Origin of the sequence: Streptomyces sp. NPDC048172, assembly GCF_043202595.1 — a bacterium.
Lineage (GTDB): Bacteria > Actinomycetota > Actinomycetes > Streptomycetales > Streptomycetaceae > Streptomyces.
This window is the reverse complement of sequence record NZ_JBIDAT010000006.1, coordinates 257064-276575: the sequence shown is the minus strand read 5'-3', so window position 1 is coordinate 276575 and position 19512 is coordinate 257064. Positions and strand designations below refer to the sequence as shown.

22 protein-coding genes are annotated in these 19512 nt (G+C 73.7%); 10 read left to right on the top strand and 12 right to left on the bottom strand.

Annotated features, from left to right (window positions below; translation table 11 throughout):
- On the bottom strand, nt 1-675 hold the full coding sequence (locus tag ACGF3A_RS26990) for a response regulator (RefSeq protein ID WP_393732920.1): 675 nt from the start codon (nt 673-675) through the stop codon (nt 1-3).
- A gap of 9 nt (nt 676-684) precedes the next feature.
- A complete protein-coding gene (locus ACGF3A_RS26985) occupies nt 685-1944 on the bottom strand; it encodes a sensor histidine kinase (protein ID WP_393732919.1) in 1260 nt (419 codons plus the stop codon).
- Nucleotides 1945-2015: 71 nt separating this feature from the next.
- Here ACGF3A_RS26985 and ACGF3A_RS26980 point away from each other — a divergent pair, with 71 nt between their 5' ends.
- Both ACGF3A_RS26980 and ACGF3A_RS26975 read left to right on the top strand, forming a co-directional pair.
- Nucleotides 2016-2663, top strand: a complete 648-nt coding sequence (locus ACGF3A_RS26980; RefSeq protein ID WP_393732918.1) for a TetR/AcrR family transcriptional regulator — start codon at nt 2016-2018, stop codon at nt 2661-2663.
- A 148-nt stretch (nt 2664-2811) separates the two neighbouring features.
- On the top strand, nt 2812-4467 hold the full coding sequence (locus ACGF3A_RS26975; protein WP_393732917.1) for a TauD/TfdA family dioxygenase: 1656 nt from the start codon (nt 2812-2814) through the stop codon (nt 4465-4467).
- Between the two features lie 24 nt (nt 4468-4491).
- Here ACGF3A_RS26975 and ACGF3A_RS26970 read toward each other — a convergent pair whose 3' ends face one another.
- From ACGF3A_RS26970 to ACGF3A_RS26960, 3 genes are all read right to left on the bottom strand, one after another.
- Nucleotides 4492-5253 (bottom strand): GntR family transcriptional regulator, encoded by a 762-nt coding sequence (locus ACGF3A_RS26970; RefSeq protein WP_393732916.1) that lies wholly within the window; start codon nt 5251-5253, stop codon nt 4492-4494.
- Between the two features lie 88 nt (nt 5254-5341).
- Entirely contained in the window at nt 5342-5683 is a 342-nt protein-coding gene (locus ACGF3A_RS26965) for a MazG nucleotide pyrophosphohydrolase domain-containing protein (protein WP_393732915.1), read from the bottom strand.
- Between the two features lie 80 nt (nt 5684-5763).
- Nucleotides 5764-6771 carry an ArsR/SmtB family transcription factor gene (locus ACGF3A_RS26960; protein ID WP_393732914.1) on the bottom strand — a complete coding sequence of 336 codons (1008 nt, stop codon included), beginning with the start codon at nt 6769-6771 and terminating at the stop codon, nt 5764-5766.
- Nucleotides 6772-6858: 87 nt separating this feature from the next.
- On the opposite strand from ACGF3A_RS26960, the gene ACGF3A_RS26955 reads away from it, so the two are divergent.
- Entirely contained in the window at nt 6859-7401 is a 543-nt protein-coding gene (locus ACGF3A_RS26955) for a MepB family protein (protein ID WP_393732913.1), read from the top strand.
- Here ACGF3A_RS26955 and ACGF3A_RS26950 read toward each other — a convergent pair.
- Nucleotides 7398-7664 (bottom strand): helix-turn-helix domain-containing protein, encoded by a 267-nt coding sequence (locus tag ACGF3A_RS26950; protein ID WP_393732912.1) that lies wholly within the window; start codon nt 7662-7664, stop codon nt 7398-7400. The genes ACGF3A_RS26955 and ACGF3A_RS26950 overlap by 4 nt on opposite strands.
- A 77-nt stretch (nt 7665-7741) precedes the next feature.
- On the opposite strand from ACGF3A_RS26950, the gene map reads away from it, so the two are divergent.
- Nucleotides 7742-8515 (top strand): type I methionyl aminopeptidase, encoded by a 774-nt coding sequence (gene map / locus ACGF3A_RS26945; protein ID WP_393732911.1) that lies wholly within the window; start codon nt 7742-7744, stop codon nt 8513-8515.
- A 14-nt stretch (nt 8516-8529) separates the two neighbouring features.
- On the opposite strand, the gene ACGF3A_RS26940 is transcribed toward map, so the two are convergent.
- Together ACGF3A_RS26940 and ACGF3A_RS26935 are read right to left on the bottom strand one after the other, a co-directional pair.
- Entirely contained in the window at nt 8530-9381 is an 852-nt protein-coding gene (locus ACGF3A_RS26940; RefSeq protein ID WP_393732910.1) for a class I SAM-dependent methyltransferase, read from the bottom strand.
- A gap of 115 nt (nt 9382-9496) precedes the next feature.
- Entirely contained in the window at nt 9497-10081 is a 585-nt protein-coding gene (locus tag ACGF3A_RS26935; RefSeq protein WP_393732909.1) for a helix-turn-helix domain-containing protein, read from the bottom strand.
- Nucleotides 10082-10153: 72 nt separating this feature from the next.
- Between ACGF3A_RS26935 and ACGF3A_RS26930 the strand changes: the two genes are divergently transcribed.
- Entirely contained in the window at nt 10154-11206 is a 1053-nt protein-coding gene (locus ACGF3A_RS26930; RefSeq protein ID WP_393732907.1) for an NAD(P)/FAD-dependent oxidoreductase, read from the top strand.
- A 98-nt stretch (nt 11207-11304) separates the two neighbouring features.
- Nucleotides 11305-12108, top strand: a complete 804-nt coding sequence (locus ACGF3A_RS26925; protein WP_393732906.1) for a maleylpyruvate isomerase family mycothiol-dependent enzyme — start codon at nt 11305-11307, stop codon at nt 12106-12108.
- Nucleotides 12109-12126: 18 nt separating this feature from the next.
- On the opposite strand, the gene ACGF3A_RS26920 is transcribed toward ACGF3A_RS26925, so the two are convergent.
- On the bottom strand, nt 12127-13689 hold the full coding sequence (locus ACGF3A_RS26920; RefSeq protein WP_393732905.1) for an MFS transporter: 1563 nt from the start codon (nt 13687-13689) through the stop codon (nt 12127-12129).
- A gap of 63 nt (nt 13690-13752) precedes the next feature.
- On the bottom strand, nt 13753-14148 hold the full coding sequence (locus ACGF3A_RS26915) for a MerR family transcriptional regulator (RefSeq protein ID WP_393733388.1): 396 nt from the start codon (nt 14146-14148) through the stop codon (nt 13753-13755).
- A gap of 378 nt (nt 14149-14526) precedes the next feature.
- Here ACGF3A_RS26915 and ACGF3A_RS26910 point away from each other — a divergent pair, with 378 nt between their 5' ends.
- From ACGF3A_RS26910 to ACGF3A_RS26895, 4 genes are read left to right on the top strand one after another with little or no spacing between them, the layout of a single operon-like run.
- Nucleotides 14527-15228, top strand: coding sequence for an ABC transporter ATP-binding protein (locus tag ACGF3A_RS26910; RefSeq protein WP_393732904.1), 702 nt, complete (start codon nt 14527-14529; stop codon nt 15226-15228).
- Nucleotides 15229-15241: 13 nt separating this feature from the next.
- A complete protein-coding gene (locus ACGF3A_RS26905) occupies nt 15242-16960 on the top strand; it encodes a hypothetical protein (RefSeq protein WP_393732903.1) in 1719 nt (572 codons plus the stop codon).
- A 33-nt stretch (nt 16961-16993) separates the two neighbouring features.
- A complete protein-coding gene (locus tag ACGF3A_RS26900) occupies nt 16994-17359 on the top strand; it encodes a hypothetical protein (RefSeq protein WP_393732902.1) in 366 nt (121 codons plus the stop codon).
- A gap of 53 nt (nt 17360-17412) precedes the next feature.
- Nucleotides 17413-17670 carry a hypothetical protein gene (locus tag ACGF3A_RS26895; protein WP_393732901.1) on the top strand — a complete coding sequence of 86 codons (258 nt, stop codon included), beginning with the start codon at nt 17413-17415 and terminating at the stop codon, nt 17668-17670.
- 116 nt (nt 17671-17786) lie between these two features.
- Here ACGF3A_RS26895 and ACGF3A_RS26890 read toward each other — a convergent pair whose 3' ends face one another.
- Complete coding sequence (locus ACGF3A_RS26890) at nt 17787-18350, bottom strand: putative immunity protein (RefSeq protein WP_393732900.1); 564 nt, start codon at nt 18348-18350, stop codon at nt 17787-17789.
- Nucleotides 18351-18502: 152 nt separating this feature from the next.
- Nucleotides 18503-19441: a LysR substrate-binding domain-containing protein gene (locus ACGF3A_RS26885; protein WP_393732899.1), complete on the bottom strand. Its 939-nt coding sequence runs from the start codon at nt 19439-19441 to the stop codon at nt 18503-18505.
- Between the last annotated feature and the right edge of the window lie 71 nt (nt 19442-19512).

Below are 19512 nucleotides of genomic sequence, written 5' to 3'. Positions count from 1 at the left end.
CTACTCGCCCGGGGACACCAGCCCCGACTCGTACGCGAAGACCACCGCCTGGGCGCGGTCGCGCAGGCCGAGCTTGGTGAGGACACGGCTCACATGCGTCTTCACCGTCTGCTCGACCAGCACCAGCGTCTCCGCGATCTCCGTGTTGGACCGGCCCCGGCCCACCAGGGTGAGGACCTCGGTCTCGCGTGCGGTCAGGGCCTTGAGCCGCAGCGCGGCCTTGCTCCCGGAGGCGGGCCGCTGCCGCGCGAAGTCCGCGATGAGGCGGCGCGTCACGGAGGGGGCGAGCAGTGCGTCGCCCGAGGCCACGACGTGCACCGCAGCGATGAGGTCGGCCGGTGGCGCGTCCTTGAGCAGGAAGCCGCTCGCGCCCGCGCGCAGCGCCTCGTAGACGTAGTCGTCGACGTCGAACGTGGTCAGCATCAGGACGCGCGGCCGGTGGGTCACCCCCGGCGGGGGAGCGAGGAGGGTGCGCGTGGCCTCCAGGCCGTCCATCTCGGGCATCCGGACGTCCATGAGCACGATGTCCGGATGGGTGCGCCTGCTCAGCTCGACGCCCCGCACGCCGTCGGGGGCCTCGCCCACCACGTCGATGTCGCTCTGGGCCGCCAGCAGCGCGGCGAAGCCCGCCCGCACCATGGCCTGGTCGTCGACGATGATGACACGCGTCGTCACGTGAAGTCCTTACCGTTGGGAGTCGAGGGGGAGTTGGGCGGCGACCCGGAACCCGCCGTCCGGCAGCGGTCCCGCGTCGAGGACGCCGCCGACGAGCCGCACCCGCTCGCGCATGCCGACGAGGCCGTGCCCCGTGCCGCCCACTTCGAGCGGCGCGGCGGGCGGCCGGGGCGGCGGCCCGTTGACGACGAGGACGGTGAGCCGCGGGGCGTCCGCCTCCGCGTCGGAGGACACCGACACCGACAACGACACACGCGTCGGGGCGCCCGGCGCGTGCCGTACGACGTTCGCGAGGGCCTCCTGGGCGATGCGGTACGCGGAGAGGCTCACCGCCTCAGGCACGGCAGCGTCGACGTCTGCGCCGGAGTCCGCGTCCCAGGCGGTGAACTCCACCGGCACGCCCGCCCTCGCCGTCGCCTCCGCCAGCTGGCCGATCCGGGTCAGGCCGGGCTGGGGCGCGAGTTCGCCGTGCGCCTCCTCGTTCCGCAGCACGCCGAGGAGCCGTCGCATCTCGCCGAGCGACTCGCGCGCGGTCGCCGCGATGGACGTGAACTCCGCCTGCTCGTCCGGCGGCAGCCCTTGGTGGCGGTAGGCCGCGGTGTCCGCCTGCACCGTGATGACGGACATGTGGTGCGCCACCACGTCGTGCATCTCCCGCGCGATACGGGCGCGTTCCTCCAGCAGCGTCCGCCGTCCGCGTTCGGCCTCGCTGATCGTCTCCTGCTCGGCCAGCCTGCGCTGTGCCTCGTACCGCTCGCGGAGCGCGCCGCAGAGTACGAGCGTGACGCCGCTGAGGATGGTGAGCAGCGCGTCCCCCGCGCTCGTCCCGTGCGGTGCGACGAACCCCAGCCCGATGTTCGCGCCCGCCGTGGCCAGCCACACCCGCAGCAGCGTCCGGCGCGGCTCGCGCAGGCCGAGGGCGAGACAGAGGCCGACGTACCCGACGATCTCCATCGGCGGGAACGGCCACAGGTGCCGTTCGTCGAAGTCGACGGCGAGCAGGGCGAGCGCCCCGGCGACGTCCGCGGCGAAGATCACGTACCAGGCGTGCAGCGGGCGGACGACGGCGAGCAGCAGCGGCGCCGCCTGCGCGACGGCCAGCGCGCTCGCGAGGCCGCCGTTCATGCCGTACTCGACGCTGAGCACCTGGATGGTGGTGGGCAGCAGGGCGACGCACAGCACGAAGGCCACGCCCCACGGCAACACGCGGATCCACCGGCGCGAAGCGCCCGAGAGCAGCGGGCGCGGGGACGCGGGAGGTGCGGTCATGAGCGTCCTTTCCGTCGTCGCTACTGCACTACACCGTGTAGTGTAGCTCGGGAAAAGGCTAAGCTGTGGCCATGCCGACCACGAAGACATCGACTGCGAAGACGCTGCGCGAGGGCTCCACGCGGAAGCGGGCCGCCATCCTCTCGGCGGCCCGGGACCTCTTCCTCGCCGACGGCTTCGACCGGACCAGCGTCGACGCCGTCGCCGCCAGGGCCGAGGTGTCCAAGCGGACGGTCTACGACTACTTCGGGGACAAGCGGACGCTGCTGCAGGCGGTCGTCGACTCCGTCGGCCAGTCGATGATCACCACGATCCGGAACACCCTCGACGAGACCCTCACCGGCCTCGGCGAGGACGCCGATCTTGAGGACGCCCTGATCACGTTCTCGATGCGCATCGCGACCGACATGCTCGGCTCGGCCGAGTACGCCACGCTGCAGCGGCTGGTCCGGGCGGAGTCGGGGCACCTGCCGCACCGGGGCTACAACTCCATGGCCGACACCCCCGACGAGGCCATCGCCGAGCGGTTCGCCGCCCTCGCCGCGGCCGGGCTGCTCCGCGTCCCCGACCCGCGGCTCGCGGCCGACCAGTTCGTCGCGCTGACCTTCGGCGTCGCGCTCGACCGGCTCGGCTCCGCGAACGCGGCGGAGGACGACCGTGTCCGCCCCCTCGTCATCGAGGGCGTACGCACGTTTCTCCGCGCCTACCGCCCCGCGTAGCCCTCTAGCCCTCTAGCCCTCCGGCACCTCCGCGCCCAGAGCGCCCGAGCCCCTCACGGCCCTGCCCGTGGGGGGCTCGGTCGTGCGCGGAGTGGTTCCTGTAGCGTGCGGCGGAGTAAAGTTGGCTATACAACTTAAGGAGAAGTGCGTGACGACGGCTCCGTCTCCCCGCTCCCTGCCGGCCGTATGGCTGCGCGACAACTGCCCCTGCGCGGAGTGCCGCGACCCGGGCAACGGCCAGAAGCTCTTCCAGATCGTCGACCTCCCGCCCTCGCCCGCCGTGCGCGAGGTGCGGGAGACGGCGGACGGCCGGGGGCTGGAGGTGACCTGGGCGCCGGACGGGCACCTTTCCGTGTACGCGCACGAGTGGCTCGCGGCCCACGCACCGGGCGAGGGTGAGAGGACCGCGGGAGACGGCCGTACCGAGGCGGACAAGACGCTGTGGCGCGCCGCCGACCTGGAAGGACGGCTCCCCGAGGCGGAGTGGGAGGCGTACGGGACGCGCCCCGAGGTACGCGCCGAGGTCCTGGACTCCGTCCTCCGCCTCGGCTTCGCGCTGCTGCGGAACGTGCCGTGCGAGGACGGCCAGGTCCTGGACGTCGCCCGTACGTTCGGCTTCGTCCGCGAGACCAACTACGGGAAGCTCTTCGAGGTGCGGGTCGAGCCCGACCCGAACAACCTGGCGTTCACCGGCGCGCGCATCACCCCGCACACCGACAACCCGTACCGGGACCCGGTCCCCACCCTCCAGCTCCTGCACTGCCTCACCAACGCGGCCGTCGGCGGCGACTCAGGCCTGGTCGACGGCTTCCAGGCCGCGGCCCTGCTCCGGGATGAGGACCCGCGCGCCTTCGAGGTCCTGGCCGGCACACCCGTCCCGTTCCGCTTCACCGACGCGCGTACGGTGCTGAGTGCCGAGCGCCCGTTGATCGACGTGGACCCGCTCGGCCGGATACGCGAGGTGCGCTTCAACAACCGCTCCATCGGCACGCTCCGGCTCCCGGCCGACCGTATCGAGGCGTTCTACGAGGCCTACCGGACCTTCGCCGGGATCCTGCTCCGCCCCGAGCTCCAGCTCGACTTCCGGCTGTCACCGGGCGACTGCCTCATCTTCGACAACGTCCGCCTGCTGCACGCCCGTACGGCCTTCGCCGAGAACGGCGCCCGTCATCTCCAGGGCGCCTACGCCGACCTGGACGGCCTCGCCAGCACGCTGAGCGTGCTGCGCCGCGACCAGCAGAGGGCGAGGGAGGCCTTCCTCGACGAGTTGGAGGCGCTGTTCGAGGGGGAGGGGGCGCAGGAGTATCTGGGCGAGGAGGTGACGATGGCCCAGCACATGCTGCAGTCCGGCGCCCGGGCCCAGGCCGCCGGGGCCCCCGGTCACCTGGTCGCCGCCGCCCTGCTGCACGACATCGGCCACTTCCACGGCCCCCTGCACGGCAGGGACCTGATGGAGGGCCACGACAACCGCCACAGCCACACCGGGGCCGACCGTCTCACCCCCTGGTTCGGCCCCGAGGTCACCGAACCGGTCCGGCTGCACGTCGCCGCCAAGCGCTATCTGTGCGCGGCGGAGGCCGAGTACCGCGCGGCGCTCTCCGAGGCGTCGGTCCACACCCTGGAGGTGCAGGGCGGCCCGATGTCCGAGGACGAGGCCGCCCGTTTCGAGGCCGGCCCGCACGCCCAGGACGCCGTCGCCGTACGCCGCTGGGACGACCAGGCCAAGGACCCGGCGGCGCACGCGCCGGACTTCGCCCACTTCCGGCCCCTGCTCCGGGGGCTGCTGCGGGCCCGGACGGCGTGAAGGCCTGACCCGGACCGCCCCTCCTCAGCCCGAGGAGGGGCGGCCGGCGCGCCGGGCCAGGGAGCCCGAACCGGCGGAGGAGTTCGCCGTGAAGGCCACGGTCCCCGGCAGATAACGGTCCTCGGAGAACTCGATCGGCGCCCCCGCCGGATCCGTACTGCGCCGTTGCTCCCGCAGCAGCACGTCCCCCTCCCCGCAGCCCAGCAGCTCCGCGTCGGTCGCGTCGGCCGGGACGAGGTCGATGGTGTGCTGGGCGTCGGCGAAGAGCACCCCCTGCTCCTCCAGTCGCACCGTGAAGGACACCGTGTCGGGCTCCAGTTCGGCGACGAGCGCGCCGACGGCCTCCGGATAGACCGTACGCTCGACCATCACCGGCCGCCCCGACAGCGTACGGACGCGCAGCACCCGGCAGACCTCGGCGCCCTCCGCCACGCGGAGCCGCGCGCTCTCGGTCCCGGAGGCCGGGCCCTGGACGGCGCGGACGACCCGCCCGCCGGGCTCCTCGCCCGTGGAACGGGCCCACCGCGTGAAGCTCAGCAGCTCCCCGAAGCTCTGCGACTGCGAGGTCCGCAGCACGACCCGCCGCGTCCCCCGCCGCGAGGCCACGAAGCCGTTCGCCCGCAGTACGGACATCGCCTGCCGGACGGTGCCCCGCGAGACCCCGTACTGCTCGGCCAGCACGCCCTCGGCGGGCAGCTTGCCCCCGGAGCCGTACGCCCCCTCGGAGATCCCCCGCTCCAGGTCGGCGGCCACCTTCCGATAGAGCGCCTGCGCCCTCCCCGCCACCGGTTCCCCACTTCCCTCGACCTACGGCCCACAGTCCGCGACCCAGTATCCACGAAACATGTCTGACCAACTGACACGCGCGCGCCGGTCACGACGGATCGCCGTCCGGCGGCAGCCGAGCACTGATCGTCGCGTCGAGCTCGGTCATCGTGCGTCGGAAGGCCTCTTCCAGATCGACACCGTAGCGGTGGGCCAGGACGAGGACGGACCACAGGCAGTCCGCGAGCTCGTGCTCCAGCGCCGCCCGACCGCCCGGTACGTCGCGGGCGCCCTCCTCCGCCATCACCAGCTTGGCCAGATCACCGACGTCGCCGACGAAGCCGAGCATGAACTCCTCCCGCGTCCACACCCGTCCCCGCTCGTACCGATTCAGCGCGTCGTACTGGTCATGGATGCGCACAGCCTCCCGCCGCAGCTCCTCCAGGCTCACCACAAGGCCCCTCCTGACCGGGTCGGTTCGGAACAAGGCACCCATGGTCGCAAGCGGGCGACGGAGGTTCCGGGGCGTTCTCACTGCCCGGCGTCGAGCAGGGCGACGCCCGCCGCGGTGACGGTGTGGTGGACCGCGTTGTGGTGCCGGGTGGACGAGGTCAGTCCGGCGTTGCGCAGGATGGTGGCGTGTTCGCTGGCGCTCGGCGGGGCGATGCGCGCGTGGCGGGCGAGTTCCTTGGTGGTGCAGTCGGGATGCTCGGCGATGACCCACAACACGGTGGCCCGGGTGCGGCCCAGCACCGTGGCCAGGGACTGCGGGACGCCGCCGAGCGCGGTGGCCGTGGCGACGGACGGGGAGGACGCCAGGGGAGTGCCGTCGGGGATCGGGAAGGTCATCCATGGCTGGGCGGCCTTCGGGTTGACCATCCCGGTCGGAGTGCCGAAGACGGAAGGGATCAGGAGGAGGCCACGCCCGCCGAGGTCCTCGTCCTTGGTCATCCGGGACCGGGTGACGACTTCCAGTACGGGAGGTGACCAGTGCGCGTGCCGGGGATCGAGCTGCCGCAGCATCGCCGTCAGTCCCTCCTCGGCCATGGTCCGGCGTAACCGGGAGAGGGCGGTGTGCGCCGTCTGCAGGATCCCGGGCCAGTGGGCGGCGACCAGGGCCTCGTGAGCCTGCGCGAAGGTGTCCACCACCTGCTGGTAGACAGGCGGTTCCTCCACCATGCGCCACAACCAGGGCGAGAAGGTCTGCCCTCGGCCCGCGACCACCTGAAGCTCGCTCCGCACATAGCTCGCGGGGGTGCCGCGAACGGTCTCCAGTACCTCGTCGACGCTGTTGTCGGCCTGTACGGGATGGAGGAAGTCCACCGACCCTCCCACAGGGTTGGTGAGGTCGAACAGCGTCCGGGTGCGCGGCTCCAGCCGCTCGGCGGCCCGGATCCTCCACGCGTCGAACCGCGCCCGCCGGGGGGCGGCCCCCTGAACGATGTGGAGCGCGAGGAACGTCTCCAGCAACGGATGGGGCTCGTCGGCCAGGCGTGTGCGGAGCAGGTCCTCGGTGGTGAAGTGGATGCGCAGCGCCATCGGGGGATTGTCGGTCGGCCGTGCCCCGAGGGGCCAGCCTCATGGCCCGGCTCCGCCGCGTTCGGGCGTAATGGCAGGATGGCCCGCATGGTGACGAATCAGCCATGGGTGGGGCTGCACGGGGATCTGCTGGTGGCGAAGGCGGCGGTGTACGACCCGGGCGGTTTCGCCTGCTCACCGCCGGTGGCGGAACCGGAGAGCGCCGAGTACGGCGCGTGCGCGTTCACGCTGGACGGCCGCTCGGTCCGGTTCCGCGTGGCCAGAACGACGCCGACGAAGGTGGGCCAGTTCGTCACCGTGTGGCTGCGTTCCGAGGAGGGGCCGATCCGGCCCTTCGACGTGAGCGACGGGGTGGACCTGTTCGTCGTCAGCAGCCGTGACGGCGACGGCTTCGGGCAGTTCGTCTTCCCGCGCGAGGTGCTGTGCGAGCGCGGCATCGTCTCGCGCGGCGGGCCCGGAGGTCCCGGCGGGAAACGGGGGTTCCGCGTCTATCCGCCGTGGGTGACCACCACGAGCCGACAGGCCCGTAGCACCCAGGCGTGGCAGGTGGACCACTTCTTCGACCTCGGCCTCGACGGGCCCGCCGACCTGGCGCGTGCCCATGCCCTCTACGGCACCGGTACTGGCTAAGAGGTCAACTGGCCGGCCACGGGCTGGCTGATCTCCGTCCACACCGCGTCGAGCGAGAGGCCGAGGACGTCGGCGATCGCCGCGATCGTGGGGAAGGCGGGGGTGGCCACGCGGCCCGACTCGATCTTGCGGAGGGTCTCCGGCGAGACGCGTGCGGCGAGCGCGACGTCGAGCATCGAGCGCTCCCCCCTGGCCCGGCGGAGGAGGGCGCCGAGACGCTGACCGCGTTCGACCTCTTCGGGAGTGAGCGGCAACCTGACCATGGGGCCGATTCTAATACCGGTATAGTAAGCCCGGTATAGTTATTGGTTGCACAAGAGTTGCCCAAGAGGGACGCCCCATGATCGAGATCCTGAACCACCCCACCCTGCTGGCCCGGGCGAAAGGCGCGGGCGCCCTGGTCGCCGACATCCTGCACACGCTGAAGGGCCGCAGCGCGGTCGGCACGAACCTTCTGGACATCGACCGCTGGGCCCAGGAGATGATCGTCGCGGCGGGCGGGAAGTCCTGCTACGTCGATTACGCGCCGTCCTTCGGGCGAGGCCCGTTCGGCCACTACATCTGCACGGCCGTCAACGACGCCGTGCTGCACGGACGGCCGCACGACTACGCGCTCGCCGACGGCGATCTGCTCACCCTCGACCTCGCCGTCTCCCTGGACGGCGTCGCCGCGGACGCCGCGATCAGTTTCCTCGTGGGCGGCGCGCGGCCCCCGGAGAGCGTCGCGATGATCGAGACGACCGAGCGCGCGCTCGCCGCGGGCGTCGCCGCCGCCGGACCGGGTGCACGCGTCGGCGACCTCTCGCACGCCATCGGCACGGTCCTCAGCGAGGCCGGGTACCCGATCAACACCGAGTTCGGCGGCCACGGCATCGGCTCGACGATGCACCAGGACCCCCACATCCCGAACACCGGCCGCCCCGGCCGCGGTTACACCCTGCGCCCCGGACTCCTGCTGGCCCTCGAACCGTGGGTCATGGCGGACACCGCCGAGCTCGTCACCGACGCCGACGGATGGACCCTCCGCAGCGCGACGGGCTGCCGTACGGCGCACAGCGAGCACACGATCGCCATCACCGAGGACGGGGCCGAGATCCTCACCCTGCCGAGGTGAGCGCGGCGCGAGGGTCAGTGGCGGCGGGCTGCCCAGACGCTGCGTTCGGTGCGTACGGCCAGGTCGGAGCGGCGCAGGAGGGTGTGGGGGCCGTCGGGGGCGAGGAGTTGGTCGAGGGCGGTGAGGTCCTCGGGGGCGAGGGTGTCGGCGACGGTGGCGCGGATGCGGCGCAGGCTGCTGAGGGCGTAGCGGCCGACCGCTTCGCTGCGGGCGCCGTCGATGCTGACGGCGAGGGTGCGTTCGGCCTCGACCGTGAATCCGGCGGCGGTCAGCAGGGGCCCCCAGTCGGCGCCCCGGTGGGGGACGCGTGCGGCGTGGAGCTGCGCGGTCGCCGCGTGGCAGCGCTCTTCCAGGCCGGGCCGGAACTCGGGCGCGTCCTCGGGCAGGAAGCGGGGGAATCCGGCCAGCTCGACGACCGCGAGGAGGCCGCCGGGCGCGAGCAGGGCGTGGACGTCGCGGAGGGCCTGGTCGGGGCGAGCCATGTGGTGCAGGGAGGCCGAGGCCCAGACGAGGTCCGGTGAGCCGAGGTCGGGCCAGCCGGGCTCGTCGAGGTCGGCCTGCACGGTGCGTACGCGCTCCTCCGCACCCCGGGCGCACGCCTTCTCGCGCAGCCGCTGAAGGTGCCCGGCCGAGGCGTCGACGGCGGTGACGTGCGCCTCGGGGAAGCGGTCGAGCAGTGCGAAGGTGCCCGCGCCCGTGCCGCAGCCCAGGTCGAGGATCTGCCGTGGTTCGGCCGTCAGCGGGAGCCAGTCGGTGAGGGAGGCGAGGTGTTCGGCGAGCACCTCGGCGTCGAGGTCGAGGATCTCCGCCTGGTCGTGCTCGCCGTGTTCCTGGTGGTGCCCGTGCTCGGGGTGTGCGCTGGTCATGCACGACACGTTAGGCCGGGCTTGCGCCTGCGGCACCAGCTCTGTCCTACTGCGCAAGAAGGTCGTCGCATCCGCTGCCGTACGCGCAAGACGCCCGGGCCAGGGACGAGGGGCGTCACTCCGGCTCGCCCTCGTCCTGCTGGTGGCCGCGGCGGGCGTCGCGGTCGAAGATGCCCAGGATCTCGCACGGGCCGCCCTCGGCGCCGATCGCGTGCGGCATCATCGTCGGGAACTCGGCGGCCTGGTTGGTCTCGACGCGGAAGCGGCGGTCGCCCAGCATGAGGACCGCCGTGCCGGACAGGACGACGAGCCACTCCCGGCCCGGGTGAGCGCGCATACGGGCGGGGCTGTCGGGCGGCGGTCCGGTCATCCGGCGGCGCATGACGGTGATGCCGGGGTCGCCCTTCACGGCCCAGCGCATCAGGCCGTGGGCGCCGTCGATCATCGGGCTGGTCACGACGTCGTCCGCGCCCGTCTCGACGAGCTGGTCGAGCGTGGTGTCCAGGGCGCGGGCGAGGGTGACGAGCTGGTCCAGGGCGAGGCGCCGCTGACCGTTCTCGATGCGGCTCAGCGAGGACTGGCTGAGGTTGGCGCGACCGGCCAGCTCCTCCAGGGACCAGCCCTGCGCGACGCGCAGCGCGCGGATCCGCTTGCGTACGAGGCCGTCCAGCCCGCCATCTTCTTGCGTCATAGGCAACATTGTATGCCCTCCACGCACTACGAGGTTAGCGTCGTGAAGCGGATGGCCAAGGCACCGAGGAAAGGACGCGCCATGTCTGTGACGACTTCCGCGTACGAGAGCGACGTACTGCCCGAGGGGACCGTCGACGCCGTGGTGATCGGCGGCGGCGCGGCAGGGCTGAACGGCGCTCTGATGCTCGCCCGCTCCCGCCGCTCCGTCGTCGTGATCGACAGCGGCGCGCCGCGCAACGCGCCCGCCGAGGCCATGCACGGCTTCCTCGTCCTGGACGGCACCCCGCCCGCCGAGATCCTGCGGCGGGGCCGGGAGCAGGTGCGCCAGTACGGCGGCCGCGTCGTCCTCGGCGAGGTGAGCACGGCCGAGCCCGCCGCCTCGGGTCCGGCCGCGCTCCCGGGCGATCCGCGCTTCACCGTCACCCTCGCCGACGGGCGCCGCGTGACGGCGCGCCGGGTGCTGGTGGCGACCGGGCTGCGGGACGTACTGCCCGACGTGCCGGGCCTCGCCGCGCACTGGGGCCGTGCCGTGGTGCACTGCCCGTACTGCCACGGCTGGGAGGTGCGCGACGAGCCGATCGGCGTCCTCGCCACCGGCCCCGCCTCGGTCCACCACGCGCTGCTCTTCCGCCAGTTGACCGACGACCTCGTCTACTTCGCGGGCGGCACGGAGCTGGACGAGGAGACCCGTGCGCGCTTCGTCGCGCGCGGCATCCGCGTCGTCGACACCCCGGTGGGGGAAGTCGTCGACGGAGACGACGGCGCCCTCGCGGGGGTGCGCCTCGCCGACGGTACGTTCGTCGCCCGTCGCGTCCTCGCCGTCGCCACGCGCATGGAGGCGCGCACGGCGGGGCTGGGCGGCCTGGGGCTGCCGACGGAGGACCTGCCCGACGGCATGGGCCGCCGCTTCGCCTCCGGTCCTGCCGGTGCCACCGAGGTGCCGGGCGTGTGGGTGGCCGGGAACGCGACCGACCTCACGGCCCAGGTCGGCGCCGCCGCCGCGGCCGGGGCGCTGGCCGGAGCCCGCATCAACGCCGAACTGGCCACCGCGGACACCGACGAGGCGCTGACGCTGGCGCTCGCGCTCACGGAGAACCGCGCCGCGACGCCGGGCGAGCCCGTCACCGCCTGACCGGTCCGGTGGGCATCGCCGTCACTGACGTCACCGATGAGTTCGAGCGGCGCGTCGAGTCAGTCCCTGGACGGCGAACTCACGGAGAGGGCGATCCCATGACCGAGCTGAACGCCGAGCACGCCCGGCGGGCGATCATCGAGCACACCCGGCGTCTGGCGGAATCGGCCGCAGCGGCCGGGCCCGACGCGGCCGTGCCCACGGCCCCGGAGTGGAGCGTCACCGAGCTGGTCGCGCACCTGGGGCAGACGCAGCGCTGGGTGGCGGAGATCATCGAGCGGCGTGTCACCGACCCCGCACAGCTGCCCACGGAGATGGCCGAGCTGCCCGCCGACCCCGGCGAGTGGCCCGCGTGGCTGTCGGAGTCCGCGCGGCTGGTCGTGAGCGCGTGCTCCGACGAGGCGCTCGACGCGCCGGTGTTCAACGCGGCGGGGGACGGCCGGACCGGGGGCCGGTTCTGGCTGACCAGCGTCCTCAACGAGTCGGTCGTCCACGGCTTCGACGCGGCCAACGCGGCGGGCCGGGTGCTCGACGTCGATGCCGACGTCGCGGCCGCGCTCATCAGCAACCACTTCGCGATGCTCACCTCTCCCACCTGGGCGATGCTGCGGTCCGAGTCCGCCCACGCCCTGCGGGGCACCGGGCAGACGCTGCAGTGGCGGGCCACCGACACCGCGGACGGCACGGGCGCCTGGTCCGTGGAGCGGCGGCCCGACGGGGCGGCGTGGCAGCCGGGGACACGGGAGGCCGAGGTGACGGTGACCGGCCCGGCGAGGTCCCTGTTCCTGACCTTGACCCGGCGGCTCCCCCTCACCGACCGCAAGGCGACCGGCATCAGCGTCGACGGCGACGCCGACCTCGCCCAGCACTGGATCGACAACACGGCCCACGTCGCGGACTGACCGGCACCGCACCGCGCTTCAGGGGCTCTCATCCGTCGAGGGCTCGGACGGGGACGCGGGGTGCCCGGTCGGTGCCGTGCGTACGAACGTCGCCGCGAGGAACGCCGCCCCGGCGAGGCCGATCGTGCTGAGGGCCGCCGCGGTCTGGAGGCCGCCCGCGAAGGAGGACCGGGCGGCCTCGCGCAGTGCGGAGCCGATTCCGTCCGGCAGCCGTTCGGCCTCGTGCAGGGCGCCGCCGACGGTCTCCTCGGCGCGGGCGCGCACCTGGGCGCCGACGCCCTCGGGCGCCGCGGCCGTCAGCTTCCCCTGGTAGACCACCATGGCGACCCCGCCGAACAGCGCCATTCCGCCCGCCAGCCCCAACTCGGCCCCGCTCTGCGAGATCCCGGAGGCGGCCCCGGCGCGTTCGGGCGGCGCCGAGCCGATGATCGCGTCCGTCGTGAGCGCCAGAACCGGGGTCACGCCCGTGTAGAGGACGGTGAACCCGACGACGGTCCAGCCCAGGCTCATCCGCCCCGCCGTCGAGGCCAGCACCGCCGCGCCCAGGGCGGCCGAGCCGAGGCCCGTACTGATCACGACGGCGGGACGGATCCGGCGTACCGCCCGCGGTGCCAGCAGCGTCGCGCCGATCCCGCACACCACCGAGGGCGCCGTCCACAGCCCGGCGGCGAGCGGGGAGAGGCCGAGAACCGCCTGAAGGTACTGCATCACCAGCAGTTGTGAGCCCGCCATCGCCGTCACCGCGAGGGTCTGCGTGGCCAGCCCCGCGCCGAACGAGGGCACTTTGAAGAGCGCGAGGTCCACCAGCGGCGCCTCGGCCCGCCGCTGGCGGTGCAGGAAGAGCGCCCCCAGCGCCAGACCGCCCGCCAGCCACCCCGCGGCCTGCGTGCCCAGCCCCGACGAGGCCGCCTGCTTCGCCCCGTACACCACGGTCAGTACGGCGGCCAGGGAGAGGGCGGCCCCGGTGAGGTCGAAGGGGCCCGTGGCGGCGGGGTTCCGCTGCTCGGGGAGGAGCAGGGGGCCGGTGACGAGGAGCAGGAGCATCACCGGCACTCCGACGAGGAACACCGAGCCCCACCAGAAGTGCTGCAGCAGCACCCCGCCGACCAGCGGCCCGGCCGCCTCGCCCGCCGTGAAGCACGTCATCCAGCACGCGAACGCGAACGTCCGCTGGACCGGGTCGCGGAACATCCCCGAGAGCAGTGCGAGCGTTGAGGGCATCACCGTCGAACCGGCGACGCCCAGGAGAGCACGCGCGAGGATCAGCGCCTCGGCGGTGGGGGCGAACGCCGCCACGGCGGACGCCGCGGCGAACGCGGCGGCCCCGGTCAGCAGCAGCCTGCGACGGCCGATCCGGTCGCCCAGCGTGCCCATCGTCATCAGGAACCCGGCGACGAGGAACCCGTACGCGTCGAGGATCCACAGCAACTGTCCGCCGGTGGGGGCGAGGTCCGCGCTCAGGGCCGGCGCCGCCAGGTGCAGCACGGTCAGATCCATCGACAGGACGAGCGTCGGCAGGGCCAGCACGCCCAGGCCGAGCCACTCCCGGCGCCCGGCGCGGGCCGGGGTCCTCGTATCCATGTGACCTCTCCTCTCGCGACGCTCGGGGCACGGCGACGCTAGAGGCTCACATCGATGTGAGAGTCAACCCGCCGTCAACCCGCCTCGTCCAGGACCCGCCTCGTCCAGGAGGGGAGCGGCCGCGATGACGGCGTCCAGCCTGGCGCGCGAGGTGGCCAGTTCGTCGATCATGGCCGTCATCCGGTCCCGCGCCTCGTGCAGCGGGTCGAGCATCTCGGCGCAGGTGGGCGCCAGATGCTCGCCGTCCTCGCGCATGCACGGCAGCACACCGGCGATCAGCGAGGTGCTGAGCCCGGCGGCGAGCAGGGAGCGGATCCGGCGTACGAGATCGATGTCGCCCTCCCGGTACTCGCGGTATCCGCTGGCCCGCCGCCCGGGGTGCAGCAGCCCCTGCTCCTCGTAGTAGCGGAGCAGCCGGACGCTCACCCCGGTGCGCCGGGCGAGCTCCCCGATCCGCAGCGGCGCCGGGGCGTACGGACGCAGGTCGTACAGGTGCGCCGTTCCGGGGTCGCCGGCTCCGTGCCAGACGGTGGCGGGCGGGACGGGCCCGTCACCGTCCGGCGCGGAGCCCGCGACCGGGCGTGCGGTGATCCGGCCGTCAGAGGTCTCGCAGCGCCAGCCCTCGTCCGGGCCCCACAGACACCGCTCCGCTCCATCCGTACGACGGAAGGCCGGACGGCCGTGACTGTCGCCGTCGCGCTCGAAGCGATGGCTGAGATGGTCGGTCTGCCGCACGAGCGTGAAGACGCTGAAGTCCGTCATGTCTACGAGAGCGTACGTTCCACCTGGCACACCCCGCCGTGGGCGGTTCCCGCGGTCTTGGGCACCATGGCCCGTATGAATGCCGAACGGCCGTCGGGCGCGGCCCTGCTGGAGTTGCGTGGGGTCTCCCGTGCCTACGGGGAGCGGCAGGCGCTCCGTCCGCTGGATCTGGCGATGCGCGGCGGGGAGTGCGTGGCGCTGGTGGGGGTGAACGGGTCCGGCAAGTCGACGCTGCTGAGGATCGCCTCGGGACGTGAACGGCCCAGCAGGGGCAAGGTGTTCTTCGACGGGCAGCCGCTGCGGGAGGAGGACCCCCGGGTCCGTGCGCGCGTGGCCGTCGTGGGGGACACCGTGGCGTGCTACCCGGACCTGACCGCGCGCGAGCACCTGGTGCTGGTCGCGCTGGGGCAGGGCGTGGGGGACGAGGCGGAGGCCTGGGCCGACGTCGTGCTGGCCGACCGGGGGCTGTCCGGGCATGCCCACAGCTATCCCTCCGCGCTCTCCTCGGGCCAGCTCCAGGCGCTGCTGCTGGCGAGCGCGTTCGTCAGGCCCCGGGAGCTGCTGATCCTGGACGAGCCCGAGCAGCGCCTCGACCCGGGCGCCAGGGACCGGCTCGCGGAGCAGCTGTGCGAGGAGAAGGAAGGGGGCGTCGCGGTCCTGCTGGCCACCCACCACGCCGACCTCGCGGCCCGCGTCGCCGACCGGGTGATCGCGCTGGAGGAGGGCCGGGTGCTGGCCGAGGGCGAGCCCGGGTCCGTACTGGAAGCGGTGCGGTGAGCGGGGTGGGCGGGTGAGCGGCTCCGTCGAGGTCGTGGACGGCCACGACGAGGAGGAGAGCGAGGAACTGCCCCCGGCCGACGACTCCTACTGGGACTCGCTGACCACCGACGTCCTGACGCGCCTGCGCCGGATGCGCGCGGACACCCGCCGTCAGCAGCGCCGCGACCGGCTGTTCCTCGCCTACGTCGTGCTGCTCTTCCTCGGCGGCTACGGCAGCGTCTACGCCGCGCAGGCCGTGCGGCAGGGCGCGCTGACCGCGCCCGTGCGGACCGACGCCGCGTGGGCGGCGGCCGTACCGTCCGCCGCCATGGCGCTCGCGGCGGCCGTGCTGCTGACGTTGCTGCGCTCGGCCCGCTGGCGCGGCCCGGTGGTGCTCGACCCGTTGACGGTGGCCTGGCTGCTGCCCCTTCCCGTGCGCTGGTCACGTCTGCTCGTACCGCGCTACCGGTCCGCGCTGGTGCGCGCGGTGCTGACCGGCGCCGCCGCGGGCGGCTGCGCGGGGCTGGGGGTGTGCCTGGCGGGGGCGGGGGCGCTGCTGCCCGACCTGCTGGGGACCGGCGCGGCGGGCGCGGGCCTGGCGGTCCTGGCCACCGGGTGCTCCGGGGTCGCGGTGACCCGTCCCGCGCTCGTGAAGTGGGGGACGGTGGCCCTGGGTTCGCTGACCGTGCTGGGGGTGGCGCAGGCGCTGTACGCCCTGTACGGGCACCGCCTGCCCGCCCTCGAAACCGTCGGGCTGTGGTCAGGCCCCTGGGGATGGGCCGCGCAGCTCGTGGCCGCCGCCACCGGAACGGGGCCCGGCGGCGGAGTGTCCGCGCCCCTGGCCGCGCCGCTCGCCGGGGCGCTGCTGGTGGCCGCCGCCGGGGGAGCGGTGTACTGGGCCGGGCGCCTCGTGCCCTCGCTCGACGGAGAGGGGCTGCGGGCCCGCAGCCGTACGGCCCGGGGCGTGGCCGACGCGGTGGGGACGGCCGATCTCCGCTCCGCCCGGATGGCGATACGCGCGGGAGCCGGGCCCGCGGCAGGGCCCGGAGCAGGCGCGGGGTCCCTGCTCCGCCGACGTCCGGGGCCGCCGCGCCACCGCGCTCTCCTCATCCCCTGGCGCGATGTGCTGTCCCACCTCACGGCTCCCTCCCTGGCCGTCTGGGGCCTGGTCTGGTGGGCCGGGGCCCTGCTCTTCGCCTTCGCCGCGCACGGCGGAGCGGACCTCGCCCCCGGCGCGGCGGCGGGCGCGCTGGCCTGCGGCTACATGGCCGCCGCCCAGTGGGCGGAGCCCGCGCGCATCGACGCCGACGACCTGCGCCGCGCGCGGCTGCTGCCGTACCGCTACCCCGCCCTCGTCCTGCGCCACGCGGTGGTCCCGACGGCCGCGCTGGCGCTCGCGGGAGCGCTCGGCTGCGTCGTGGCCGCGCTGTGCGGGTGGCCGGTGGCGCCGGTGGCTGCGCTGACGGCCACGGTGCCCGCGCTCGTCGCGGCGGCGCTGGTCTCCGCCAACCGCGGCGCCATGCCCGTCTCCGTACTCATCGGAAGCGATACGGCGATGGGGAACACCGCGCCGTTCCAGGTCGTCCTCTGGCACGCCCGCGCGCCCCTCACGGTGTGCGTCCTCCTCGGCGCGAGCGCGCTCGCGCTCACGCGGGGGACGCCGGTGGCCGTACCGCTCGTGCTCCTGACCGCCACCACCGCCATGAGCTACGTGTGGGTGTGGGTGAGGGCCGCGAAACTCGCACGCTGAGCAGGGGAGCTGAGCAGAGGAAGGGAGACGGCCATGGGCGTCTACGTGTCGGTCCGCGGGTGGCTGGAGTGCGACGGGACCCAACTCGCCGCCGTCCGGGAGATCATCGCCGCGCACGACGACGGCCGCTACGCCGACGGCTGGGGCGCGCCCCGTCGGCACCTCAACTGGACCCACTACCTCTTCTACGGCGCCGACATCCGCGCCTCGGCCCTGGACTGGCTCACCGGCCAGCTCGGAGAGATCGCCCGCGTCCCCGCCTCCGACGAGGACGGGGACCGCGTCCAGGGGCTCTTCCTGGCCAGCCACGAGATCGACGGCATGAGCGAGTGGCAGGTGCGTGAGGGGCGGCTCTTCGTCGCACCGGCGGACCGCCGGTACCGGTACCTCGACGAATGATCCCCCGCTCTCCGCCCTTGCCGCGCGCGTGCCCGGACGGTGATGCTGTGCCGGTGCCAGGACAGCGGAAGAGGAAGAGCCAGCGGCGGCACGCGGCTGAGCGGATGGCCGCTCGCACCAGTGGTCCGGGCCGCTGGGAGGTGGTCTTCGAGACCCAGTCGGCGGCCGAGTGGCGGGAGGGGCTGCGCCGCCTGCGTACCGAGGCGGCGGACATCGACTGGGAGCTGACCCGGATCGACACCCTCTGCGGACGCCTCCAGCAGCCGACCACGTACCGGCTGAGCCGCTTCGTGCCCGCCACGGGCCGGTGAGTGCCGGAGTCACCGCGTCATGGAGGCGGCCAACTCCCGTGCCCTCGCGCCCAGCCGTTCCGTATCCGCGCTGCCGGGCCAGGAGGGCAGCGGGACGTCCACGTCGTCGGACTGGCTCATGACGAGGGGTGCGGGCGGAGCGCCGCGTCGAGGTCGCGGATCAGCTGTCCGACCCGTCCGCCGCCGGGCGGCGCCGCCGGATAGCGGCGCAGTACGTCCACGACCGTGCCGTCCGCCAGGGCGAGGGCCGCGAACCGGGCGAGGTGGGCCGCTCCTACGTCCGGGTCGTCGCCTTCGGCCAGCTCGTACGCGCGTGCCGTGTGGGCGGCAGAGGCGAGGATGTGCTTGACCTGGGTGGCCTTCGCGAGGGGGTGGAGGTAGGCCGCGCCGCAGGTGTGGGCGGCGGCGCGGGCGGCGTCGCTCGCCACGGGCGCCCCCGCGTCGCGCGTCTCCTGGGCCGCGCGGTGCGCCGCCCACGCGCCGTCCCGGATCGCCTTCGTCCGCTCGGCCCCGTCCGCGAACGCCCGCGCGGCATCGAGGGCGGCGCGCGGGCGCCGGTCGTCGGGGCGTGCACGCTCGTAGAGGGGAAGGGAGGGCCGCGCGCACGCCACCGCGTAGCCGGTCACCGCGCGGAGATCGGACCGGCTGAGCTCGATCGTCGCGGTGTCGTCGTCCGCCATGGGGCCGTCCTCCCGGAGAAGATCACCTTTGCTTCGATCGTATCGTTGAACCAACGGGTGGAGACTTTCGCGGGATTCGCGCTTACGGCGACGCCTGAAGCCTCAAATCGAGTCGGCGGCCCGCGCTGACGGCTCTCGGCGCGTCGTGGGCGTCAGCTCAGCAGGCGGAGTGAGCTTGCCGTGTCCAGGGCGGCGCGGAGGAAGGCCTGTTCCGAGGGGCGGTCCCTTGTCGAGGTCTTGCGGATGACGGTGATCCGGCGTTCGACGGGGCTGCGGAAGGGGAAGACGTCGACCCCGGCGGGCCGTAGGGGCATCGCGAGTTCGGCGACCATGGTGACGCCGAGACCGGCCGCGACCATGGCCATCGCCGTCAGCTGCTCGTCGATCTGGTGCGCGAGGTACGGGGTGAACCCGGCCGCCCGGCACACCGCGAGCAGCACCCGGCCGAACTCGGTGTCGCTGCCCGACGCGACCCAGGAGCAGTCGGCCAGATCGGCGAGTTCGACCGGGGCTCCCAGGTCCGTACCGGCGGCGTCCTCGCCGAAGGCGCCCCGCGGCGTGACGAGATGGAGGTGCTCCACGCCGATGGCCGTGGACTCCAGGGCCGTGTCCCGCACGCCGGACCCGGGCACCGCCGGGTAGTCGAGGACGAACGCCAGGTCGAGGTCCCCGTCCCGTACGGCCGCGTGGGTCTCCTCCGGAACGACCTCGCGGGTCTTGACCCGTACGCCGGGGTGGCGCTCGGCCAGCGTCGTCAGTGTGGGCGGCACCAGCGTGCCCGCCAGGGTCGCGAGCACGCCCACGGTGAGGTCGGCGGTGAGGGTCTCCCGCGCCTGTTCGAGTGCTGTCCGGGCGCGTTCCTCGGCGGCCAGGACCTCTCCGGCGTGCCGCGCCAGCACCTGCCCTATCTCGGTCAGCCGCACCCGGCGCCCCACGTGCTCCAGCAGCGCCACGCCGACCTCGCGCTCCAGCGCGGAGAGCTGCTGGGAGACGGCCGAGGGCGTGTAGTGCAGCGCCTCGGCGGCCTCCGTCATCGTGCCGCAGCGGGAGAGCTCCCGGAGCATCCGCAGCCGCTTCAAGGAGAGTTCCATTTACGGAACCTACAGCGATACCTGAAGGACTTGTCGATGGACGTGAAGAAAGCGGAGGGATCAGACTTCTT